This is a genomic window from Skermanella mucosa (assembly GCF_016765655.2).
GTDB classification, from domain to species: Bacteria; Pseudomonadota; Alphaproteobacteria; order Azospirillales; family Azospirillaceae; genus Skermanella; species Skermanella mucosa.
This window is the reverse complement of sequence record NZ_CP086106.1, coordinates 5,479,518-5,497,183: the sequence shown is the minus strand read 5'-3', so window position 1 is coordinate 5,497,183 and position 17,666 is coordinate 5,479,518. Positions and strand designations below refer to the sequence as shown.

At 69.2% G+C, this 17,666-nt stretch carries 20 protein-coding genes; 15 read left to right on the top strand and 5 right to left on the bottom strand.

Annotated elements, in window-relative coordinates; all coding sequences use genetic code 11:
• Positions 1-52: 52 nt before the first annotated feature.
• On the top strand, positions 53-790 hold the full coding sequence (locus JL100_RS25490; protein WP_202680673.1) for a Crp/Fnr family transcriptional regulator: 738 nt from the start codon (positions 53-55) through the stop codon (positions 788-790).
• Between the two features lie 13 nt (positions 791-803).
• Here the strand turns inward: JL100_RS25490 and JL100_RS25485 are convergent, their stop codons facing one another.
• Positions 804-1,715: a methyltransferase domain-containing protein gene (locus tag JL100_RS25485; RefSeq protein WP_202680672.1), complete on the bottom strand. Its 912-nt coding sequence runs from the start codon at positions 1,713-1,715 to the stop codon at positions 804-806.
• 95 nt (positions 1,716-1,810) lie between these two features.
• On the opposite strand from JL100_RS25485, the gene JL100_RS25480 reads away from it, so the two are divergent.
• From JL100_RS25480 to JL100_RS25470, 3 genes are read left to right on the top strand one after another with little or no spacing between them, the layout of a single operon-like run.
• Positions 1,811-2,608, top strand: coding sequence for a ComF family protein (locus JL100_RS25480; protein ID WP_202680671.1), 798 nt, complete (start codon positions 1,811-1,813; stop codon positions 2,606-2,608).
• Positions 2,609-2,667: 59 nt separating this feature from the next.
• On the top strand, positions 2,668-2,928 hold the full coding sequence (grxC, locus tag JL100_RS25475; RefSeq protein ID WP_202680670.1) for a glutaredoxin 3: 261 nt from the start codon (positions 2,668-2,670) through the stop codon (positions 2,926-2,928).
• Positions 2,928-3,809: a carbon-nitrogen hydrolase family protein gene (locus JL100_RS25470; RefSeq protein WP_202680669.1), complete on the top strand. Its 882-nt coding sequence runs from the start codon at positions 2,928-2,930 to the stop codon at positions 3,807-3,809. Before grxC ends, JL100_RS25470 begins: the two co-directional genes overlap by 1 nt.
• Here JL100_RS25470 and JL100_RS25465 read toward each other — a convergent pair.
• The 3 genes from JL100_RS25465 to JL100_RS25455 all read right to left on the bottom strand — a co-directional run bounded on the left by JL100_RS25465 (position 3,799) and on the right by JL100_RS25455 (position 6,641).
• Entirely contained in the window at positions 3,799-4,191 is a 393-nt protein-coding gene (locus JL100_RS25465; RefSeq protein ID WP_202680668.1) for a response regulator, read from the bottom strand. The genes JL100_RS25470 and JL100_RS25465 overlap by 11 nt on opposite strands.
• The gene (locus JL100_RS25460; RefSeq protein WP_202680667.1) at positions 4,184-5,917 is read right to left on the bottom strand and encodes a PAS domain-containing sensor histidine kinase; all 1,734 of its coding nucleotides are present in this window, start codon (positions 5,915-5,917) and stop codon (positions 4,184-4,186) included. The genes JL100_RS25465 and JL100_RS25460 overlap by 8 nt, the downstream gene beginning before the upstream one ends.
• Positions 5,918-6,059: 142 nt before the next feature.
• Positions 6,060-6,641, bottom strand: a complete 582-nt coding sequence (locus JL100_RS25455; RefSeq protein ID WP_202680666.1) for a class I SAM-dependent methyltransferase — start codon at positions 6,639-6,641, stop codon at positions 6,060-6,062.
• A 119-nt stretch (positions 6,642-6,760) separates the two neighbouring features.
• Here JL100_RS25455 and JL100_RS25450 point away from each other — a divergent pair, with 119 nt between their 5' ends.
• A complete protein-coding gene (locus tag JL100_RS25450; RefSeq protein WP_202680665.1) occupies positions 6,761-7,189 on the top strand; it encodes a DUF1178 family protein in 429 nt (142 codons plus the stop codon).
• Positions 7,190-7,211: 22 nt separating this feature from the next.
• On the opposite strand, the gene JL100_RS25445 is transcribed toward JL100_RS25450, so the two are convergent.
• Positions 7,212-8,384, bottom strand: a complete 1,173-nt coding sequence (locus tag JL100_RS25445; protein ID WP_202680664.1) for a DUF2336 domain-containing protein — start codon at positions 8,382-8,384, stop codon at positions 7,212-7,214.
• Between the two features lie 476 nt (positions 8,385-8,860).
• Between JL100_RS25445 and JL100_RS25440 the strand changes: the two genes are divergently transcribed.
• The 10 genes from JL100_RS25440 to JL100_RS25395 all read left to right on the top strand — a co-directional run bounded on the left by JL100_RS25440 (position 8,861) and on the right by JL100_RS25395 (position 17,650).
• Positions 8,861-9,064 carry a hypothetical protein gene (locus JL100_RS25440; RefSeq protein ID WP_202680663.1) on the top strand — a complete coding sequence of 68 codons (204 nt, stop codon included), beginning with the start codon at positions 8,861-8,863 and terminating at the stop codon, positions 9,062-9,064.
• 67 nt (positions 9,065-9,131) lie between these two features.
• Positions 9,132-9,683 carry an NUDIX hydrolase gene (locus JL100_RS25435; RefSeq protein WP_202680662.1) on the top strand — a complete coding sequence of 184 codons (552 nt, stop codon included), beginning with the start codon at positions 9,132-9,134 and terminating at the stop codon, positions 9,681-9,683.
• A gap of 114 nt (positions 9,684-9,797) precedes the next feature.
• Positions 9,798-11,045: a DUF2336 domain-containing protein gene (locus tag JL100_RS25430; protein WP_228420907.1), complete on the top strand. Its 1,248-nt coding sequence runs from the start codon at positions 9,798-9,800 to the stop codon at positions 11,043-11,045.
• A gap of 231 nt (positions 11,046-11,276) precedes the next feature.
• A complete protein-coding gene (locus tag JL100_RS25425) occupies positions 11,277-11,873 on the top strand; it encodes a c-type cytochrome (protein WP_202680661.1) in 597 nt (198 codons plus the stop codon).
• A gap of 11 nt (positions 11,874-11,884) precedes the next feature.
• The gene (locus JL100_RS25420) at positions 11,885-13,189 is read left to right on the top strand and encodes an NAD(P)/FAD-dependent oxidoreductase (RefSeq protein ID WP_202680660.1); all 1,305 of its coding nucleotides are present in this window, start codon (positions 11,885-11,887) and stop codon (positions 13,187-13,189) included.
• A gap of 71 nt (positions 13,190-13,260) precedes the next feature.
• Positions 13,261-13,833: a NapC/NirT family cytochrome c gene (locus JL100_RS25415; protein ID WP_228420906.1), complete on the top strand. Its 573-nt coding sequence runs from the start codon at positions 13,261-13,263 to the stop codon at positions 13,831-13,833.
• Positions 13,834-13,856: 23 nt separating this feature from the next.
• Positions 13,857-15,161 (top strand): c-type cytochrome, encoded by a 1,305-nt coding sequence (locus tag JL100_RS25410; RefSeq protein WP_202680659.1) that lies wholly within the window; start codon positions 13,857-13,859, stop codon positions 15,159-15,161.
• 29 nt (positions 15,162-15,190) lie between these two features.
• Positions 15,191-16,528, top strand: a complete 1,338-nt coding sequence (soxC, locus tag JL100_RS25405; protein WP_202680658.1) for a sulfite dehydrogenase — start codon at positions 15,191-15,193, stop codon at positions 16,526-16,528.
• The gene (locus JL100_RS25400; protein WP_202680657.1) at positions 16,512-17,180 is read left to right on the top strand and encodes a c-type cytochrome; all 669 of its coding nucleotides are present in this window, start codon (positions 16,512-16,514) and stop codon (positions 17,178-17,180) included. Before soxC ends, JL100_RS25400 begins: the two co-directional genes overlap by 17 nt.
• Positions 17,180-17,650, top strand: coding sequence for a DsrE family protein (locus tag JL100_RS25395; RefSeq protein ID WP_202680656.1), 471 nt, complete (start codon positions 17,180-17,182; stop codon positions 17,648-17,650). The genes JL100_RS25400 and JL100_RS25395 overlap by 1 nt, the downstream gene beginning before the upstream one ends.
• The last annotated feature ends 16 nt before the right edge of the window (positions 17,651-17,666 follow it).

Here is a 17,666-nt window from a genome sequence, read left to right as displayed (position 1 = left end):
CCAATTTATAACCAGAATGGAATAGGGAAGCAGAAGGGCGGGGGGAACTGCGATGCCTCCATTCGACATGGGCAGGGTGCGCGACAAGGGTGCCGCGGCGGAGACGACGCCCTGCGGCGCGTGTCCGGTTCGGACGCTGACGGTCTGTGCGGCGCTGGAGGTGGACGAGGTGCGCCGGCTCGCCGATATCGTCCAGATGCAGCGCCTGGAAGGCAACCAGACGATCTTCGCCGAGGGCGACCAGGCCGACGCCCTGTTCAACGTCACCTCCGGCACGGTCAAGCTCTATAAGCTGCTGCCCGACGGGCGCCGGCAGATCACGGGGTTCCTGGTCACGGGCGATTTCCTCGGTCTCGCCATGAACGAGAGCTACGCCTATTCGGCGGAGACGGTGACGCCCACCTCGCTCTGCAGGTTCCCCCGCCGCAAGATGGAAGCGCTGCTGGACGAGTTCCCGAAGATGCAGCGGCGCCTTTTCTCGATGGCGTCGAATGAGCTGGCGGCGGCGCAGGACCAGATGCTGCTGCTCGGACGCAAGACCGCGCGGGAGAAGATCTGTTCGTTCCTGCTGATGCTGTCGCAGCGGCAGTCGCGCCGCGGCCACAAGGAGAACCCGGTCTACGTCCCGATGAGCCGGGCCGACATCGCCGACTATCTGGGCCTCACGACCGAGACCGTCAGCCGGACCTTCACCCAGCTCAAGACCTCCCAGGCGATCTCTCTCCAGGAGGGCAACCGGATCCAGATCGCCGACATGGACGGCATCTACGACATGGCCGAAGGCGTCTGACCTCTTCCGGCCGTCAGGGTTCCGCCTTGTCGCCCGCCGGCCGTTCCTCCGTCTTCAGGGCGTCGGCCAGCCTCGCCTGGGCGCTGCCCGGCCGCATCGGCTTCTGCTGGCTCTCGTGCGGCGACCAGCCGGCGAGATAGAGCACCTGGAAAGTCGCGGTCACCCGTCCGTCGGGTTCGGAGAACAGCTCGCCATAGCGCCGTGCGGCGTCGATCAGCAAGGCCCGCGGAGTCGGCTGCCGACGGCGGTTCAGCCCGGCATTGGTCTCGCCCATGCCGCGCAGGTCGGCCATCAGCTTGAAAGCGCTCTCGTAGGTCACGGTCAGCGTGTCGCTGTCCACCACCGGCAGGCTGAAACCGGCGCGCTGGAGCAGGCCGCCGGCGTCCCGCACTTCCGCGAAGGGGGAGATGCGGGCGCTGACCCCGCCGGTCAGGTCCAGCTCGGCCTCCATCAGGCAGCGCCGCAGCTCGAACAGGGTGTCGCCGCCCAGCATGGCGCCGATGAACAGGCCGTCCGGCTTCAGCGCGCGGCGGAGCTGGAGCAGTGCTCCCGGCAGGTCGTTCACCCAGTGCAGGCTGAGGTTACTGATTGCCAAGTCGAAGCTGGCGTCGGCGAACGGCAGCAGCTCCTCGTCGCCAGCGACCGACAGGCCCCCGGCGGCGGCGGCCATGGCGGGCGACAGGTCGCACTGGACCAGCCGCTCGATCCCCTTCCGCCCGCGTAGCGCGCGGCCGACCTCGCCGGTGTGGCAGCCCAGGTCCAGCGCCGTGGGGAAGTCGCGGACCACGTCGTCCAGCCGGTCGGCCAGCCGTTCCGCGATCTCCTCGAACAGGAAGCCGTAACCGGCGAAGCCGGCGGCCGCGCGGTCGCGGTGGCGGCGGACCATCGCGCGGTCGAACACGTTCATGATGTCGCTGTCGTCCATTCCCCCTATATGGAGACTCCGCCGCGCCGCACAACACACGCCGGGTGCGGCATCCGATCCGTTGCCGCCGGCGCGGGACGGTGCGATCCTCCACCATGACTTCGTGGCCGCTCGCCGCCTCCCTGACGAACTTCGCGCGCGCGGCGCTCGACGCGGTGCTGCCGCCGCGCTGCCTGTCCTGCGCCGAGTCGGTCGACCGGCAGGGGACGCTGTGCATGCGCTGCTGGGGCGCCCTGACCTTCCTGGCGCCGCCCTGGTGCTCCTGCTGCGGCGAGCCGTTCGAGGGCGTCGTCGATCCCGGCCCGCCCGAGATGCGACAGGACGAGACGCGACAGGCCGAGTCGCTGCTGTGCGCCCGCTGCGTCGGGAGCCCGCCGCCGTTCGGCCGCGCCCGGTCGGCGCTCCGCTACGACGACGGCAGCCGGGGCATGATCCTGGGCTTCAAGCATGCCGACCAGACCTATGCCGCCGTCGCCTTCGGCGGCTGGCTCGCCCGGTCCGGGGCCGAACTGCTGACGCCGGACGCCGTCCTGGCGCCGGTGCCGCTTCACCGCTGGAAACTGTTCGCCCGGCGCTACAACCAGGCGGCCCTGCTCGCCGGGGACGTGGGCCGCCGCTCCGGCGTCGCCGTGCTGCCCGGCCTGCTGGTGCGCCAGCGCCGGACCACGCCGCAGGGCGGCCATTCCCGGACCGGCCGGCAGCGGAACGTCCGCGGCGCCTTCCGGGTAAGGACCGGGCTGGCGGAACGCATCCACGGGCGCCCGGTGGTGCTGGTCGACGACGTGCTGACGACGGGGGCCACCGTCTCCGAGTGCGCCCGGGTCCTGCTGCGCGCCGGGGCGGCCAGGGTCGACGTGCTCACGCTCGCGCGCGTCATACGGTCCGGCGTCTAGCGAAATCGGCGGTACCGATCATATAACGGGATAGTCAATCCACAGTGGAGCCGGAGTCCATGGCCGAAGTCATCATCTATACCAGTCCCTGGTGCCCCTATTGCACGCGGGCCAAGAAGCTGCTGACCGAGAAGGGCGTCCAGTTCGAGGAGATCGACGTGATGATGCAGCCGCGCAAGCGGGTGGAGATGACCCAGCTGGCCGAAGGACGGACCTCGGTGCCGCAGATCTTCATCGACGCCAAGCCGATCGGAGGCTGTGACGACCTCTACGCGCTCGACCGGGCCGGCAAGCTCGACCCCATGCTGGGCCGCGCGTGATGACCGGCTCCGCCCTCGCTGACCCGCCGCCCGCCGCCTCGCTCACCGTCGCCTGCGTCCAGGTCAACGCCGGGCCGGACATCGAACCCAACCTGAACGCGGTCGGGGACCTGATCCTGCGCGCGCGGGAGGCCGGGGCCGACTTCATCACGACGCCGGAGAATGTCAGCATGATGGTGCTGGGCCGCAGCCGCGTCCTGCGGCGGGCCCAGCCGGAAAGCGACCATCCGGCGGTTCCCTTCTTCCGCGACATGGCCAGGCGGACCGGGGCCTGGCTGCTGGCCGGTTCCCTCGCCGTCAAGCTAGACGAGGAGCGGGTCGCCAACCGCAGCCTGCTGTTCTCGCCCGAGGGCGAGATCGCGGGGCGCTACGACAAGATCCACATGTTCGACGTCGACCTGGCGCGGGGAGAGAGCTACCGCGAGTCGGCGACGTTCCGGCCCGGCGACCGGGCGGTCCTGGCCGCGACGCCCTGGGGCGGGGTCGGCATGACGGTGTGCTACGACCTGCGCTTCGCCTACCTGTACCGCATGCTGGCCCATGCCGGCGCGTCGATCCTGACCGTTCCGTCCGCCTTCACGGTGCCGACCGGCCGGGCGCATTGGCACGTGCTGCTGCGCGCCCGGGCGATCGAGACCGGCTGCTTCGTGGTGGCTCCGGCCCAGTGCGGCACCCATGACGGCGGCCGCACGACCTACGGCCATTCCCTGATCGTCAGCCCCTGGGGCGAGATCCTGGCCGACGGCGGCGAGGAGCCCGGCGTCGTCACCGCCCGTCTGGACCTGGGGGAGGTCGCCAAGGCCCGCGCCCAGGTGCCGTCACTGAAGCACGACCGCGAGATCGACCCCCCCCGACGCGGTGCCTTGAGCGTCAGCCCGTGAAGCTCCGGATGATCCGCAGGAGCCGTTCGACCTCGATCGGCTTCTGCAACACCACCAGCCTGTCGCCGACGGGGATGGTCTCCTCCTCGTTCGGCGACATGTAGCCGGTCATCACGACGATCGGAAGGTCGCCGTCGGTGGAGCGAAGATGGCCGATCAGCTCGTGCCCGCCGCCGCGGGGCATCCGCATGTCGGTCACCACGATGTCGGCCGGATCCTGCCGGTGAATCGCCAGGGCTTCCCTGCCGTCGCAGGCGGTGGTGACGCGATAGCCCTTGCGGGTCAGGAACCGTTCGAGCGCCATCGCGGCGATCACCTCGTCGTCCGCGACCAGGACATGGCTCCTGGGCTGTTCTTGCGTCACGGCATCGGTGTCAGGCATTCGGGTTCTCATGCGGTGGTCTGCTGCGGACCGGCAGCAATATGGTGAAGCGGGCTCCCTGGGCCAGGTTCTCGGCGGATATCCGCCCGCCCATCGCGCCGATCAGGCTGGCGCAGATCGACAGGCCGAGACCGACCCCCTTGGTCGCCTCCTTGGTGGTGACGAACGGGTCGAAGATCCGGTCGGCCATTCCCGGCGGCAGGCCGGTTCCGTCGTCGCTGATGGTGATGCGGATCTGGTGCGGCCCCTGCTCCTCGGACAGGCCGACCTCGATGAGTCCGCCCTCGAAGCCCGGATCGATGCCCCGGCGGGCGACGATGGCGTCGTGGGCGTTGCTCAACAGGTTGATCACGACCTGCTCCAGGCGGCCGGGCCGGCCGGCCACGGCGGACGCGGTCGGCGGCGTCGACAGGGCCAGGACCGTGCCCTCGGTCGCGAAGTGGCGATCGAGCAGGGCGACGGCGCGCCTGACCGGCTGGACGGGGTCGAACGGCACGACCTCCGGTCCGTCTCGGCGGCTGAACGAGCGCATCTGGTCGACGATCTCGCCCATGCGGGCCGCCTGGGTCGAGATCAGTTCCATCCCCTGGCGGAGATAGGCCGCGTCGGCCTCCATTCCGTCCTCCTCCATCAGGAGGCGGTTGTCGTCGGCGGTGATCCTGATGATGTTCAGCGGCTGGCTCATCTCATGGGCGATGCCGGCCGCCAGGGTGCCCAGGGTGGCCAGCTTGGAGGTCTGGGCCAGTTCCTCCTGGAGGGTGCGGTACTCGGTCATGTCGCGCGACGTGCCCAGCAACTTGGTCGGACGGCCCTCGGCGTCGAGCACGGGAGCTAGGTTGGTCTGCCAGATGCGGGTGCCCTCCGGAAGATCCAGCGTCTCTTCGTACTGGATCGGCTGCCGGGCCTCGCAGCAGGCGCGATAGCGTTCGACCAGATGATCGGCGAGGGCGGGCGGGAAAAGGTCGTGCGGCGTGCGGCCGGCCACCTGCGTCGAGAGCAGGCCGGTCTGGCGCTCGTGGCTGGGATTTAGCGCTTCGTACCGGAATTCGCCGGGTCCCTCCACCCGGACGACGAAGAGCCCCTCCGCCAGATGGTGGAAGATGCTGGAATAATGCAGTTCGCTGGCGCGCAGCCGGCGGTTGGCGTCGGACAGCTCGGCGGTGCGCTCGGCGACCCGGATCTCCAGCGTCTCGTTGGCCCGCTGCAGCGCCGCGTTGGCCGCCTCCAGCTCGGCGGTGCGCTCGGCGACCCGGCGCTCCAGCTCCCCGTTAACATGGCGGACTTCAGCTTCCGCGCGCTGCCGCTCCCGGATCTGCTGCTCGAGCCGGAAATTGGCGTCGCGGAGCTGGGCCGGGCTGGGCAGGGCGAGCGCGTGGGGGATCAGGGGCCAGAGAACGACCGCGGTCACGACCGAGATCGCGGCGGTGAACGCCTTGACCGCGCCCTGGGCGACGTAATCCGGGTTCCACAACGTCCAGGCGCCGAAGAAATGGGTTATCCCGCAGGCCAGGATGAAGCCGCAGAACATCAGGAAGATCCACTTGTAGGCGAGGTCCTGGCGCCGCCAGACGAAGTAGAGCAATCCGACCGGAATGGAGAAGTAGGCGAGGCCGATCAGCAGGTCGGACAGCAGATGGGTCCAGATCAGCTCCGGTCGCCAAGTCAAGCAAAGGCCATGGGGCAGAAAGTCGTCGGGCTCGCCGAGGGCGCGAAAGAAGGGTTCCATCCAGTTTCCGGTTCGATATCGCAGTATTCAGGGCGCCGCGGTTACCGGAAGCCGGCCTCCCGCCCGGTCGAGAAACGCAAACAAGGTTAATAATTGTAAGCCAAAGGCCGGGGCCTTGTCTCGTCCTATTGAACGGTAGGGGCTATCCCATGGCGTGCGGCGGCAGCGGCCGGGGAGCGGGATCGGCGACGGCGCAGAGGCGCTGGACGACCGCCCGCCTCGGGAAATCGGTCAGGCCCTGTTCGAAGGCTACGACCTGGAGTTGGAGGCCGATGCGGTCGAGGAGTTCGCCGGAGGCCAGCAGGAAGTCCGGCGAGGAGGGCTTTCCGAACCGCTCGTTGCCCCGCATGAACGTCTCGTAGATCAGCACTCCGCCGGGCTCCAGCGAGCCCAGCAGCCTGGGAAACAGGGGGCGGTGAAGGTAGTTGGTGACGACCACAGCGGCGAAGCGCCGGTGCGCCGGCAGGGGCCAGGGGCCGCCGTCCTCCAGGTCGGCCTCGATCAGTTCCGGCCCGGACGGCTGGCCGGCCAGGTCGGCGACGCCCGCCAGGGTCCGGTCGACCGCAGTGACCGGGTGCCCTCGCCCGGAGAACAGGCGCGTGTGCCGGCCGGACCCGCAGGCCAGGTCGAGCACCGGCCCGCCCTGCCGGACCAGCGGCGCGAAGCGGATCACCCACCGGGAGGGCGGCGGAGGGGAAGGCGGCGGAGGGGAAGGGTGGTCCATGGTCCGGTACCCGCTTGTGCTTTCATCTTGGCCTAACCAATTCGTACATATATGACAGATCAGGCTGATCAGTGAACATGCGGCGCCGCCGCCGCCGGGAGCGGAACGAGTAACGGTCGATGATCCTCTTCGATCTCAAGTGCCAAGCCGGCCACGTCTTCGAGGCCTGGTTCAGGAACGGCGGCGCCTACGAGGCGCAGGCGTCCGCGCAGGAGATCTCCTGCCCGATCTGCGGGGACGTCCGGATCGCCAAGGCGCCGATGGCGCCGCGCATCGCCAAGTCGCGCGACGCCTCCGCCAAGGACGCCGACGAGGCGAGCCGGCGGAAGGCGGAGATCCTGCGCGAGCTGAAGGACCTGCGCCGCAAGGTCGAGGAGAACTGCGACTATGTCGGAGACCGCTTCGCCGAGGAGGCCCGGCGCATCCATTATGGCGAGGTCGAGAGCCGCGGGATCTACGGCGAGGCGACGGAAGCCGAATCGTCGGAGCTGAAGGAGGAAGGCATCACCGTCGAGCGCATTCCCTGGATCCCGACGACCAACTCCTGAGGATGGTCCGGCGGGGGACCGGTCAGGCGTCCGGGCGCTCGCGGCGGCGCAGCGGGACCAGGTTGATGGCGGCCGGATTCTGGCGCCAGCCCTGGAGGATCGGCAGCGCCGTTTCCGGCGTCAGGCGGTCGTAGAGCGCCAGCACCCGCGACAGCTCGCGCGGATCGACGATCTGCTCGCCCGGCCGGGCCGCGCGGCTCAGCAGGAAGATCGAGGCGAAGAATCCCTTGTCGATCCTCAGCGCCCGGCAGGCCAGGGTCATGGCTTCGCCGCCGGTCTCGGCGATCAGCTGGTGCATGGCCTCCGGACCCAGGCCGGCGATCCGGCCGAACAGCGCCTTGAACAGGTCGATCTGGCCGAGCCGCAGCGTCTGGATCAGGACCTGCGGCGTGATGGCGCCGGCTTCGGCCATCCGTTCGACCGTTTCCAGCTGGTCGGCGGTCAGGCTGGTCCGCCCGCGGGTCCCGTCGATCAGATCCTGGAGCGTCGCCTGGAGCGCCGCGTCGAGCTGCGCCCTCGGGATCGGAAATCGGTCGAGGATAGTCCGCCGCAGCTCCTGGGAGACGAGCCAGTAGATCTTCGTCGCCAGTTCCGGCGTCAGCTCGGGTCTGCCCAGCAGCGGCGACCGCAGGGGCGGCACCCGGCGGGCGACATTGGTCAGGCGGATCATCGCCTGTCCGGACAGGCTGGCGCCCAAGTTGCCCAGCAGCGTCTCGGCGACGCGCGTGTTGCCGGTTTCGATCAGGACGTCGCTGACCGCCGCGCTGATCCTGGGCCGGCCGGCGACGGCGAGCTGGTGGGCCTCCGCGTGGGCGCGTACGACGGCGATCAGGTCCTCGTCCTCGAGCACCTCGCTGCGCATCAGGATCGGCCGGGCTATCTCGATCTGGTCGTTCGCCAGGGTCACGATCAGGTCCCGGGGTGCCTCGGCGTGGGGCGCCAGCCGTTCGGCGAGCGACCGCCGGACGTCCATCTCCGCGTCGCGCAGAACCTGGCGGAGGATATCGATCACCAGGGCGCGCTCGCGGTCGGAAAGGCTGTGCCCCGCGAAATAGAAATCGCCGACCTTGTCGGCCAGAGCCCGCCGTCCGGTCTGGCTCCTGTCCCGTGCCATCTCGAACAGATCGGCCAGATGCGCCATTGTACCGCCGCCTGTTCCCGTTTCCGATCCCGGTTCCACCGTGCCGCCGTTCATCGGCGTCCTCCGCCGGGACGGCCCCGGAAGATTCTCCGGCCGCCCTCGCGGTGCGGCACGGGAAGGACCCTCCGCTCGGCCGGCATTGCCTGGGAAACCAAAACCAAACACTTCATCTTCGCGACCCTTCTGGTCGGCCGGTCATTGGATCGGAACCGTGTTCCCGCTGACTTCGCAGCGTGACGAGCATGCGGAATCTTCCTTAGTAAAATGTTAATCCGGCGGTCCGCGATCACCCCACCCGTGTCTCGATTCCGGAATTGTCAGCATTTTAAACGATTTGCCTCGAACCCGCCGAACGCTGGAGAATAGGGCGCCGAACGTTTTTCAGGGCGCTGAAAGGCGATGGTGCCGCAGCCTGATGGGTATGGCTTTATCCCTCCCGTGCGGGTTATACTCACGATGGTGTAACCCCTCTTAGGAATGGCCCGGGTCCGTGTGACGTCCGGCTTCCGCAGCGCATCCAGGAGATTGCCATGCAAGTCCAAGCATCGGGAGTCGGTCCCGCATCGGGCTACTCCAGCCCGCTTCAATCCGCCGCGACCCGTCCCCAGGAAGAACAGCAGGGCGGCTCGGGCGGCAGCCAGGCTGCCGGCGGGCCTCAGGGTGGCACTCCGGAGAACCGGCCGGTCACGGATCCCTTCGCCACCCGCGGCCGGAACGTGAACATCACGGTCTGAAGTCCAGGTCCGAGGGCGTCGGCGCGTTCCGCTTGCCCACCCCCACGGGCTGCGCCACATTACGGGTATGACTTCCGATCCAAAGCCGAGCGGGCCGACAGTCCGCATCATCCCCGAGGGCGACGACCGTCACCGCCTCGTATGCCCCGATTGCGGCTTCATCAATTACGAGAACCCGAAGATCGTGGTGGGTTCGGTGGCCGCGTGGGAGGACCGCATCCTGCTGTGCCGCCGGGCGATCGAGCCTAGCAAGGGGCTGTGGACCCTGCCGGCCGGCTATATGGAGCTGAACGAGACCACCGCCGAGGGGGCGACCCGCGAAGCCTGGGAGGAGGCGAGGGCCAGGATCGAGATCGATTGCCTGCTCGCCGTGTACGAGATCCCGCGCATCAGCCAGGTCCAGCTCATCTACCGCGCGCGGCTCCGGTCGCCGGACGTGGCGGCGGGACCGGAGAGCCTAGAGGTGGGGCTCTTCAGGTGGGACGAGATCCCCTGGGACCAGATCGCCTTCCCGACCGTGCGCTGGGCCCTGGACGAGTTCGACAGCCGGCGCCGCGAGCACGAGTTCAGCCCGGCGACCAACCCGGAACCCGAACCGCCGCCGCCCACGGGCCTGTAGGGGCGATCCCCCAAGTTCATCTTCTGGAAACTCCGATCGCCGATAAAGGATCGGGATCGGCGCGGCTGGCAGTCGCCGCGCCCGGCAGACCAAGCCGGCAGACCAGGATATATCGTGCCCAGCAGAGAGCAGAAACCGCCACCCGACGGCCAGCTCGATTACGAGACCTCGAAGCGCATGGCCCAGAGCGAGGACACCGCCGTCCGCGCCCAGGTCGCCGGGCGCGAGGATGTCAGGCCGGAACTGCTCTATTACCTCGCGATCGATCCCGCGGTCGAAGTGCGCCGCGAAGTGGCGGCCAACCGGTCGGCACCGGCGCAGGCCAGCGCGGTGCTGGCCCGCGACAGCGACGAGAGCGTGCGCCGCCTGCTGGCGGACAAGCTGGCCCGACTGCTGCCCGACCTCTCGCGCGAGGCCCAGGGCCAACTTTTCCAGCTGACGGTGCGGACGCTGGAGCAGTTGGCGCGCGACCAGGCGGTCGGCGTCCGGCAGGCGCTGGCGTCCAGCCTCAAGGACGTCGCCTGTGCGCCGCCCGACCTTTGCGCGCATCTGGCCCGCGACGTCGAGCGGGGGGTTGCCGAGCCGATCCTGCATTACTGCGCCACGCTGACCGACCAGGATCTGCTGAGCATCATCGCCAATCAGCCGAAATCCTGGGTGCTCAGCGCCATCGCCCAGCGCGACGGCGTCTCCGGTCCGGTCGCGGCGGCCCTGTACGAGACGGGCGACATCCCCGCGTCGACCGCGCTGCTCGACAATCACGGCGCCCTGATTCCCGAGCATACCCTGTCCGGCATGGTCGAGCAGTCGACAGCCCGCCCGTCGTGGCAGGAGCCTCTGGCGAAGCGCCCCAGGCTGCCCGGCCGGCTTGCGGTCCGGCTCGCCGAGTTCGTCGACCAGCACGTGCTGACCATCCTGCGCCAGCGCCGCGACCTGGACGGCGAGACCGCGGCCGAGGTGGTCAGCGTCGCCCGCCGTAGGATCGACTATCTGGACCAGCGGTCCGACGGCGAGTCCCCGGAGCACCGCGTCCGGCGGCTCTTCGCGGTCGGCCAGCTCGACGAGAGCGCCATCAGCGACGCGCTGTCGTGGAACGACATGGTGTTCGTCAAGCTGGGCCTGGCGCTGATGGCCGGCATCGCGCCGTCCCTGGTCGAGGAGATCATCGCGGCGCAGAGCCCCAAGGGCGTCACCGCGCTGGCTTGGCGGGCCGGCCTCAGCATGCGCTGCGCCATGCAGCTCCAATCGCGCGCCGCCAATATTCCGCCGCGCATGCTGCTGAACGCCCGCAACGGCGTGGACTATCCGTTGACCCCGGTCGAGATGACCTGGCAGCTGGAGTTCTACGGGGTCAGGCTGTAGCGCCCGCTCCGGTTGCGGAGTGGAGGGTCTCCAATTTCCCAACGGAATTGATCTGGATCATTTTTACGCCGCATCCGTGCGCTTCCTTACATTCTGAATCCATTATATACGCAGAGCCTGATATAAGGCGTCCATTCGGGCGGCCGTTCAGGCGAAGGCGACAGCTTCACGGCCAGCGGAGCATCCGTCCGGACCAACGAAACGGAACGGGGAGGTTCCCAGGACATGCTCGTGAGGCCATCAATCCCAAGCCGCCGCCTGGGGTCCGCCCTCCTGCTCGGCGCGATCCTGTGGTCGGCGCCGGCGCTGGCGGATCTGGAGACCGAACTGCTCGCCGTGTCCTGCGCGGCGTGCCACGGAACCGACGGCAGCAGCATCGGTATCGCGACTCCCACGATCGCCAGCCTGTCGCCGGAATACTTCGTCGACAGCATGATCGCCTACAAGACCGAGACGCGGCCCTCCACCGTCATGGGGCGGATCGCCAAGGGCTACAGCGACGCCCAGATCGACAAGCTGGCCGAGTATTTCGAGGGCAAGCCGTTCGACCGGCCCGGACAGGCCGTCGATCAGGCCAAGGTCGATGCCGGCAAGGGGCTGGCGAAGAAATACTGCGAATCCTGCCACGAGGAGGAGGGCAAGGTCGGCGAGGGCGTCGGCGTGCTCGCCGGGCAGCGGCTGCCCTACATGCAGTTCTCGGTGACCGACTTCCTGTCCGGCCGGCGCGCGATGGAAAAGCGCCAGAAGCAGAAGTTCGACGCATTGCTCGCCGACCAGGGCCGGGACGCGTTCGACGCGATCCTCCATTACTATGCCAGCGTGAAGTGAGGGCCGCCGCCATGCAGAACACCGGACGCCGGACCTTCCTGAAGCTCGCGGCCCTTAACCTCGCGGGAGCCGCCGCGGCCGGCGTGGTCGCGATGCCCCGCATCGCCCGCGCCGCCGGACCCAAGGTGGTCGTGGTCGGCGGCGGGCCGGCCGGAGCCACCGCCGCCAAATACCTGAAGCATTTCGACCCCTCGGTCGAGGTCACGCTGATCGAGGCCAACCCCCAGTACCACACCTGCTTCATGAGCAACGAGGTGATCGGCGGCGAGCGCAAGCTGGAGAGCCTGGCGATCGGCTATGACGGGCTGAAGAAGCACGGCATCGCCGTGGTCCACGACCTGGTGACCGGCGTCGACGGCACGGCCAGGACCGTGACCACCAAGGGCGGCCAGACCTTCGGCTTCGACCGCTGCGTCGTGGCGCCGGGGATCGAGCTGAACTATGCCGGCCTCGAAGGCTACGGCGTCGAGGCGGCGGAGAAGATGCCGCACGCCTGGAAGGCAGGGGCGCAGACCGCGCTGCTGCGCCGCCAGCTCGAAGCCATGCCCGACGGCGGCACCTTCGTCATGGTCGCCCCGGCCAACCCGTTCCGCTGCCCGCCCGGCCCGTACGAGCGCGCCAGCCTGATCGCCAACTATTTCAAGCACCACAAGCCCAAGTCGAAGGTCATCATCCTCGACGCCAAGGACGCCTTCTCCAAGCAGCCGCTGTTCAAGGAGGCCTGGGAGAAGTTCTACGGCTTCGGCACGGCCGACAGCATGATCACCTGGGTCCCCCTCAAGGAGGGCGGCAAGGTGCTGAAGGTCGATCCGGGCACCATGACGGTGACGGCTGAAGCGGGGACCTTCAAGGGCGACGTGGTCAACGTGATCCCGCCGCAGGGCGCTGGCCGGATCGCGGTCGATGCCGGCCTGACCGAGGGAGCTTGGGTTCCGGTCAACAAGGGGACCTTCGAGGCGAAGAAGCTCCCCGGGGTCTACGTCATGGGCGACGCCGCCGACGCGGCGACCATGCCCAAGTCGGCCTACGGCGCCAATTCCCAGGCCAAGGTCGCCGCCGCGGCGGTGGTCTCCGCGCTGAAGGGGCAGGAGCCGCCGAAGCCGTCCTACATCAACACCTGCTATTCCGTGGCCGGCACGGACCACTGCTTCTCGATCGCGGGGGTCTACGGCTACAGCGCGGCCGACAACAAGATCGTCGAACTGCCGGATGCCGGCGGCATCTCGCCGCTCGGCGCGTCGGCCGAGGACCGCCGGCGGGAGCTGATGTACGCCTACAGCTGGTTCGACAATATCCGCCACGACGCCTGGGGCTGAGCCCGTCCCGCCGCCCGGAAGCTTCGCGCCGAAGGGATCGGCGGGCACTCCCCTGAACCGGAGAATTCCCCATGTTCGGCCGTCTCTGGAATCGGCTTGCGCGCCCGTGGCCCGTCTTCGGCGGCGGGATGGTCCTGATCTTCTCGGGCGTGGCCGCCGCGGTCGTGTTCCTCGGCGGGTTCACCGTCTTCGCCGAATACACCAACCGCATGGAGTTCTGCATCTCGTGCCACGAGATGGAGACCGGGACCTATGCCGAGTACCGCAAGAGCATCCATTTCACCAACCGCACCGGCGTCCGGGCGGAGTGCGAGGACTGCCACGTCCCCAAGGAGTTCGGCCCCAAGCTGGTCGCCAAGGTCGTGGCCGTCAAGGATGTCTGGCATCACCTGCTGGGCACCATCGACACGCCCGAGAAGTTCGAGGCCCACCGGCTGGAGATGGCGACCCGCGTCTGGGCGCGCATGGAAAGCACCCAGTCGCGCGAGTGCCGGAACTGCCACGCCTTCGACGCCATGAACCTGGGCGAGCAGGGGCGGCGGGCCAAGGTCCGGCACCCCGTGGCGATGCAGGAAGGCAAGCATTGCATCGACTGCCACAAGGGCATCGTCCACGAGCTGCCCGCCGGATACGACCCCAAGTGAGTCCGGCACGACTGGAGGCAAGCATGCCCGTCCGCATCATCGCTCCGGCCGTCCTGATCCTGGCGGCGCTTCTCGCGGCCCTCCCGGCCGGCGCGGAGGAGGTCCTGTCCTCGATCGCGCGGGGCGGCCGGCTCTACGACAACTGGCACGTGGAGACCGGCGAGCACGAGCGCCGGATCTCCCATCTCGGCAAGGAGCGGGCCGAGGGCGCCGCCGGGACCGGTTCCGGGCGCTGCGTGGACTGCCACGGCTGGGATTACCGCGGCGCCGACGGCGCCTCGGGCGGGACCGCCAGGGGCCTCGGCGCCTTCCAGGGCGGCGACCCGGCGGCGGTCGCGGCGCTGCTGCGCCACCCGTCCCATGGCTACGGCGCGCTGCTCGACGCGGAGGACATCCAGGACCTCGCCAATTTCGTTACCGGCGGCCAGGTCGCCATGACGGACCACATCGATCCTGCGACCCTCAGGGCCCGGGGCGAGCCGGCCCGGGGCGCCGTCTATTTCCAGACGATCTGCGCCAACTGCCATGGTGCCGACGGGCTCCAGGTCGAAAGCATGCCGCCGCTGGGCGAGCTTGGCCGCGACCAGCCCTGGCACGCCCTGCACAGCATGATGAACGGCCATCCCAACGGCAGCATGTCGGCGCTTCGGGCGCTGGACCGGGCCGTCCTGACCGACACGCTGGCCTATCTCCAGACCCTTCCCCAGCGCGACCCGACCGCCTCGCTGGTCCGCGGCGGCCGGCTCTACGACAACTGGTTCAAGGAGAACGGCCGGACGCCGCCGGCGGGGCTGCACCCCTCGTTCCCGGCCGCCCGGGCGGCCAAGGACGAGGGACTTCGCCCGCAATCCACCTGGCGCTGCGTCGAGTGCCACGGCTGGGACTATCGCGGGCGCGACGGCATCGCCGGGCTGCGGAACCTGGAGGGGACAGACCCGGCCGCCGTGGCGGCGGCGCTGTCGGACCAGGTCCACCAGTTCGGCGGCCTGCTGTCGGTCCGCGACCTCACCGACCTGGCGCGCTTCGTGACGCAGGGGCAGGTGGACATGGCGGCCTTCATCGACGGTGCGGAGCGTCGGTTCAAGGGCGACGCCGCCGCCGGCGAACCCTTCTTCCAAACCATCTGCGCCACCTGCCACGGCAAGGACGGCCGCGCCGTCCGGACCATGCCGCCGCTCGGCCGGATGGTCGCGTCGGACCCGTGGCGATCGCTGCACAGCGTCTACAACGGCCATCCCGGAGACACCATGCCGCCGCTCCGCGCGATGCCGGCGGAAACCATCGGCAGCATCCTGGCCTACGCCCAGACCCTGCCCGCCAAGAAATGAACCCGCGGAACGACTCCAGGGAGCGCACCATGAACGACCAAGACGAAACTGCCCCTCCGCGCACCCCGACGGCCGTCCGGCCCGGGGAGAGCCCGTCGCGCCGCTCCTTCCTGCGCAAGGTCGCGGGCGGGACCGCCGGCCTCGCGGCGGCGCCGGCGCTGCTGTCGGGAACCTCCCGCCCGGCGCTGGCCGGCCCGGCCGATCCGGCGAACCTGCCGCCCAACAATCCGCCCTGGACGACCACGGCCGGCTACGGGGTGGTCGAATACCCCTATGGCATGCCGTCGCCCTACGAGGCGAACGTGGTCCGGCGCAACGTCGACTGGCTGACGGCGGACCGCATCGCCTCGATCAGCTTCACGCCGCTGGCCGACCTGTCCGGCATCATCACGCCCAACGGCGTATGCTTCGAGCGCCACCACGGCGGTTGCGCCGACATCAACCCGGACGAGCACCGGCTGATGATCCACGGCATGGTCGACCGGCCGATGATCTTCACCATGGACGACATCACCCGCTTCCCCTCGGTCAGCCGCATCCATTTCCTGGAGTGCCCGGCCAACGGCGGGATGGAGTGGAAGGGCGCGCAGATGACGCGCCTGCAATACACCCACGGCATGATCCATTGCTGCGAATGGACCGGCGTGCCGCTCTCGGTCCTGCTCGACGAGTGCGGCGTGAAGCCCGGGGCCAAGTGGATCCTGGCCGAGGGCGCCGACGCCGCCGGCAACCACCGCTCGATCCCGATGGACAAGGCGCTGGACGACGCGCTGGTCGCCTGGGGCCAGAACGGCGAGCGGCTGCGGCGCGAGCAGGGCTATCCGATCCGCCTGTTCCTGCCCGGCTACGAGGGGAACATGAGCGTCAAGTGGCTGCGCCGGCTGGAGGTCGGCGACAAGCCCTGGCACAGCCGGGAGGAGACGTCGCGCTACACCGACCTGATGGCGGACGGCAAGGCGCGCAAGTTCACCTTCATGCAGGAGGCCAACTCGGTCATCACCTTCCCCTGCCCTGAAAAGCCGATACGCCAGGGGCCGGGCCTGTACCACGTGTCGGGCCTGGCCTGGAGCGGCCGGGGCAAGATCCGCCGGGTGGACTTCTCGGCCGACGGCGGCAACACCTGGACGCCCGCCCGGCTGAACGAGCCGGTGCTGTCCAAGTGCCTGACCCGGTTCGAGATCCCGTGGACCTGGGACGGCAAGGACGCCTTCCTGCAATGCCGGGCGATCGACGAGACCGGGTATGTCCAGCCCTCGCTGCCGCAGCTCCGCGCGGTCCGGGGCACCAACAGCATCTACCACAAGAACAGCATCTACACGTGGCATGTCCTGCCCGGCGGCGAGGTCGAGAATGTCCAGATTTCCTGAGAAAGCGAAAAGTCGCTCCGTCCTGCTGGGCGGCCTGCTCGCCGCGACCCTGCTGTCCGGCGCCGCCTCGGCCGGCGAGCGCTACGGCTTCGGCCGCCCGGTCACCCCGGAGGAGGTCGCCGGCTGGAACCGGACCGTCCGGGCGGAGGACGGGCTGGGCCTGCCCGCCGGAAGCGGCAACGCCACCGACGGCGAGGAGGTTTTCTCGGAAAAATGCGCCGTCTGCCACGGCGACTTCGGCGAGGGCACCCGCTACCTGCCGCTGGCCGGGGGCTTCGACACGCTGGCCACGGCCGACCCGGTGCGCACGGTGGGCAGCTTCTGGCCCTACGCGCCGGGCGTCTTCAGCTACATCTACACCTCGATGCCGTTCGGCCAGGCCCACAGCCTGACCGCGGACGAGACCTACGGCATCGTCGCCTACATCCTCTACTTGAACGACCTGCTGGGCCAGGACGAGACGCTGGACGCCGCCAAGCTGGTGTCGATCAGGATGCCCAACCGGGACGGCTTCCTGGAAGAGGACCCCCGTCCGGACGTCCCCGCCGGTGAGCCGTGCATGAAGGACTGCCGCAAGGGCGAGCCGGTCAGGATCACCGCCCGCGCGGTGGACGCCAACATCACGCCCGACATCGCGCCGGCGGGCAAGTGATGGGTCCGGCGGTCAGGCGCCTGGCGGCAGCCCTGGTCCTGGCCGGGGCGGCTTTCGGCGGCGCGGGGCATTCCCCGGCGTCGGCCGACACCGTGCTGGCCAGCCCGGAGCCGAGCCCGGAGGCTCCCCGCCGGCTGCTGCTGCAACTCACCAGCTCGGACGAGAAGGATATCAATAACCTTTTCTACAATGCGGTGAACGTCCAGGACTTCTACGGCCAGGACAATGCCGAGGTGGTGATCGTCGCCTTCGGCGCCGGCATGCAGGCGCTCTACGCCGACGTCTCGCCGGTGGCGGAACGGGTCCGCAGCCTGATGCGGTACGGCGTCGCCTTCATCGGCTGCGCCAACACCATGAAGACCCAGAACCGCACCCCCGCCGACCTGATCCCCGGGGTCGAGGTGGTGACCGCCGGCGTGGCCGAGATCGTGGAGCGCCAGCTGGCCGGCTGGGTCTATGTCCGGCCATGAGGCGCCCCGGGGGTGC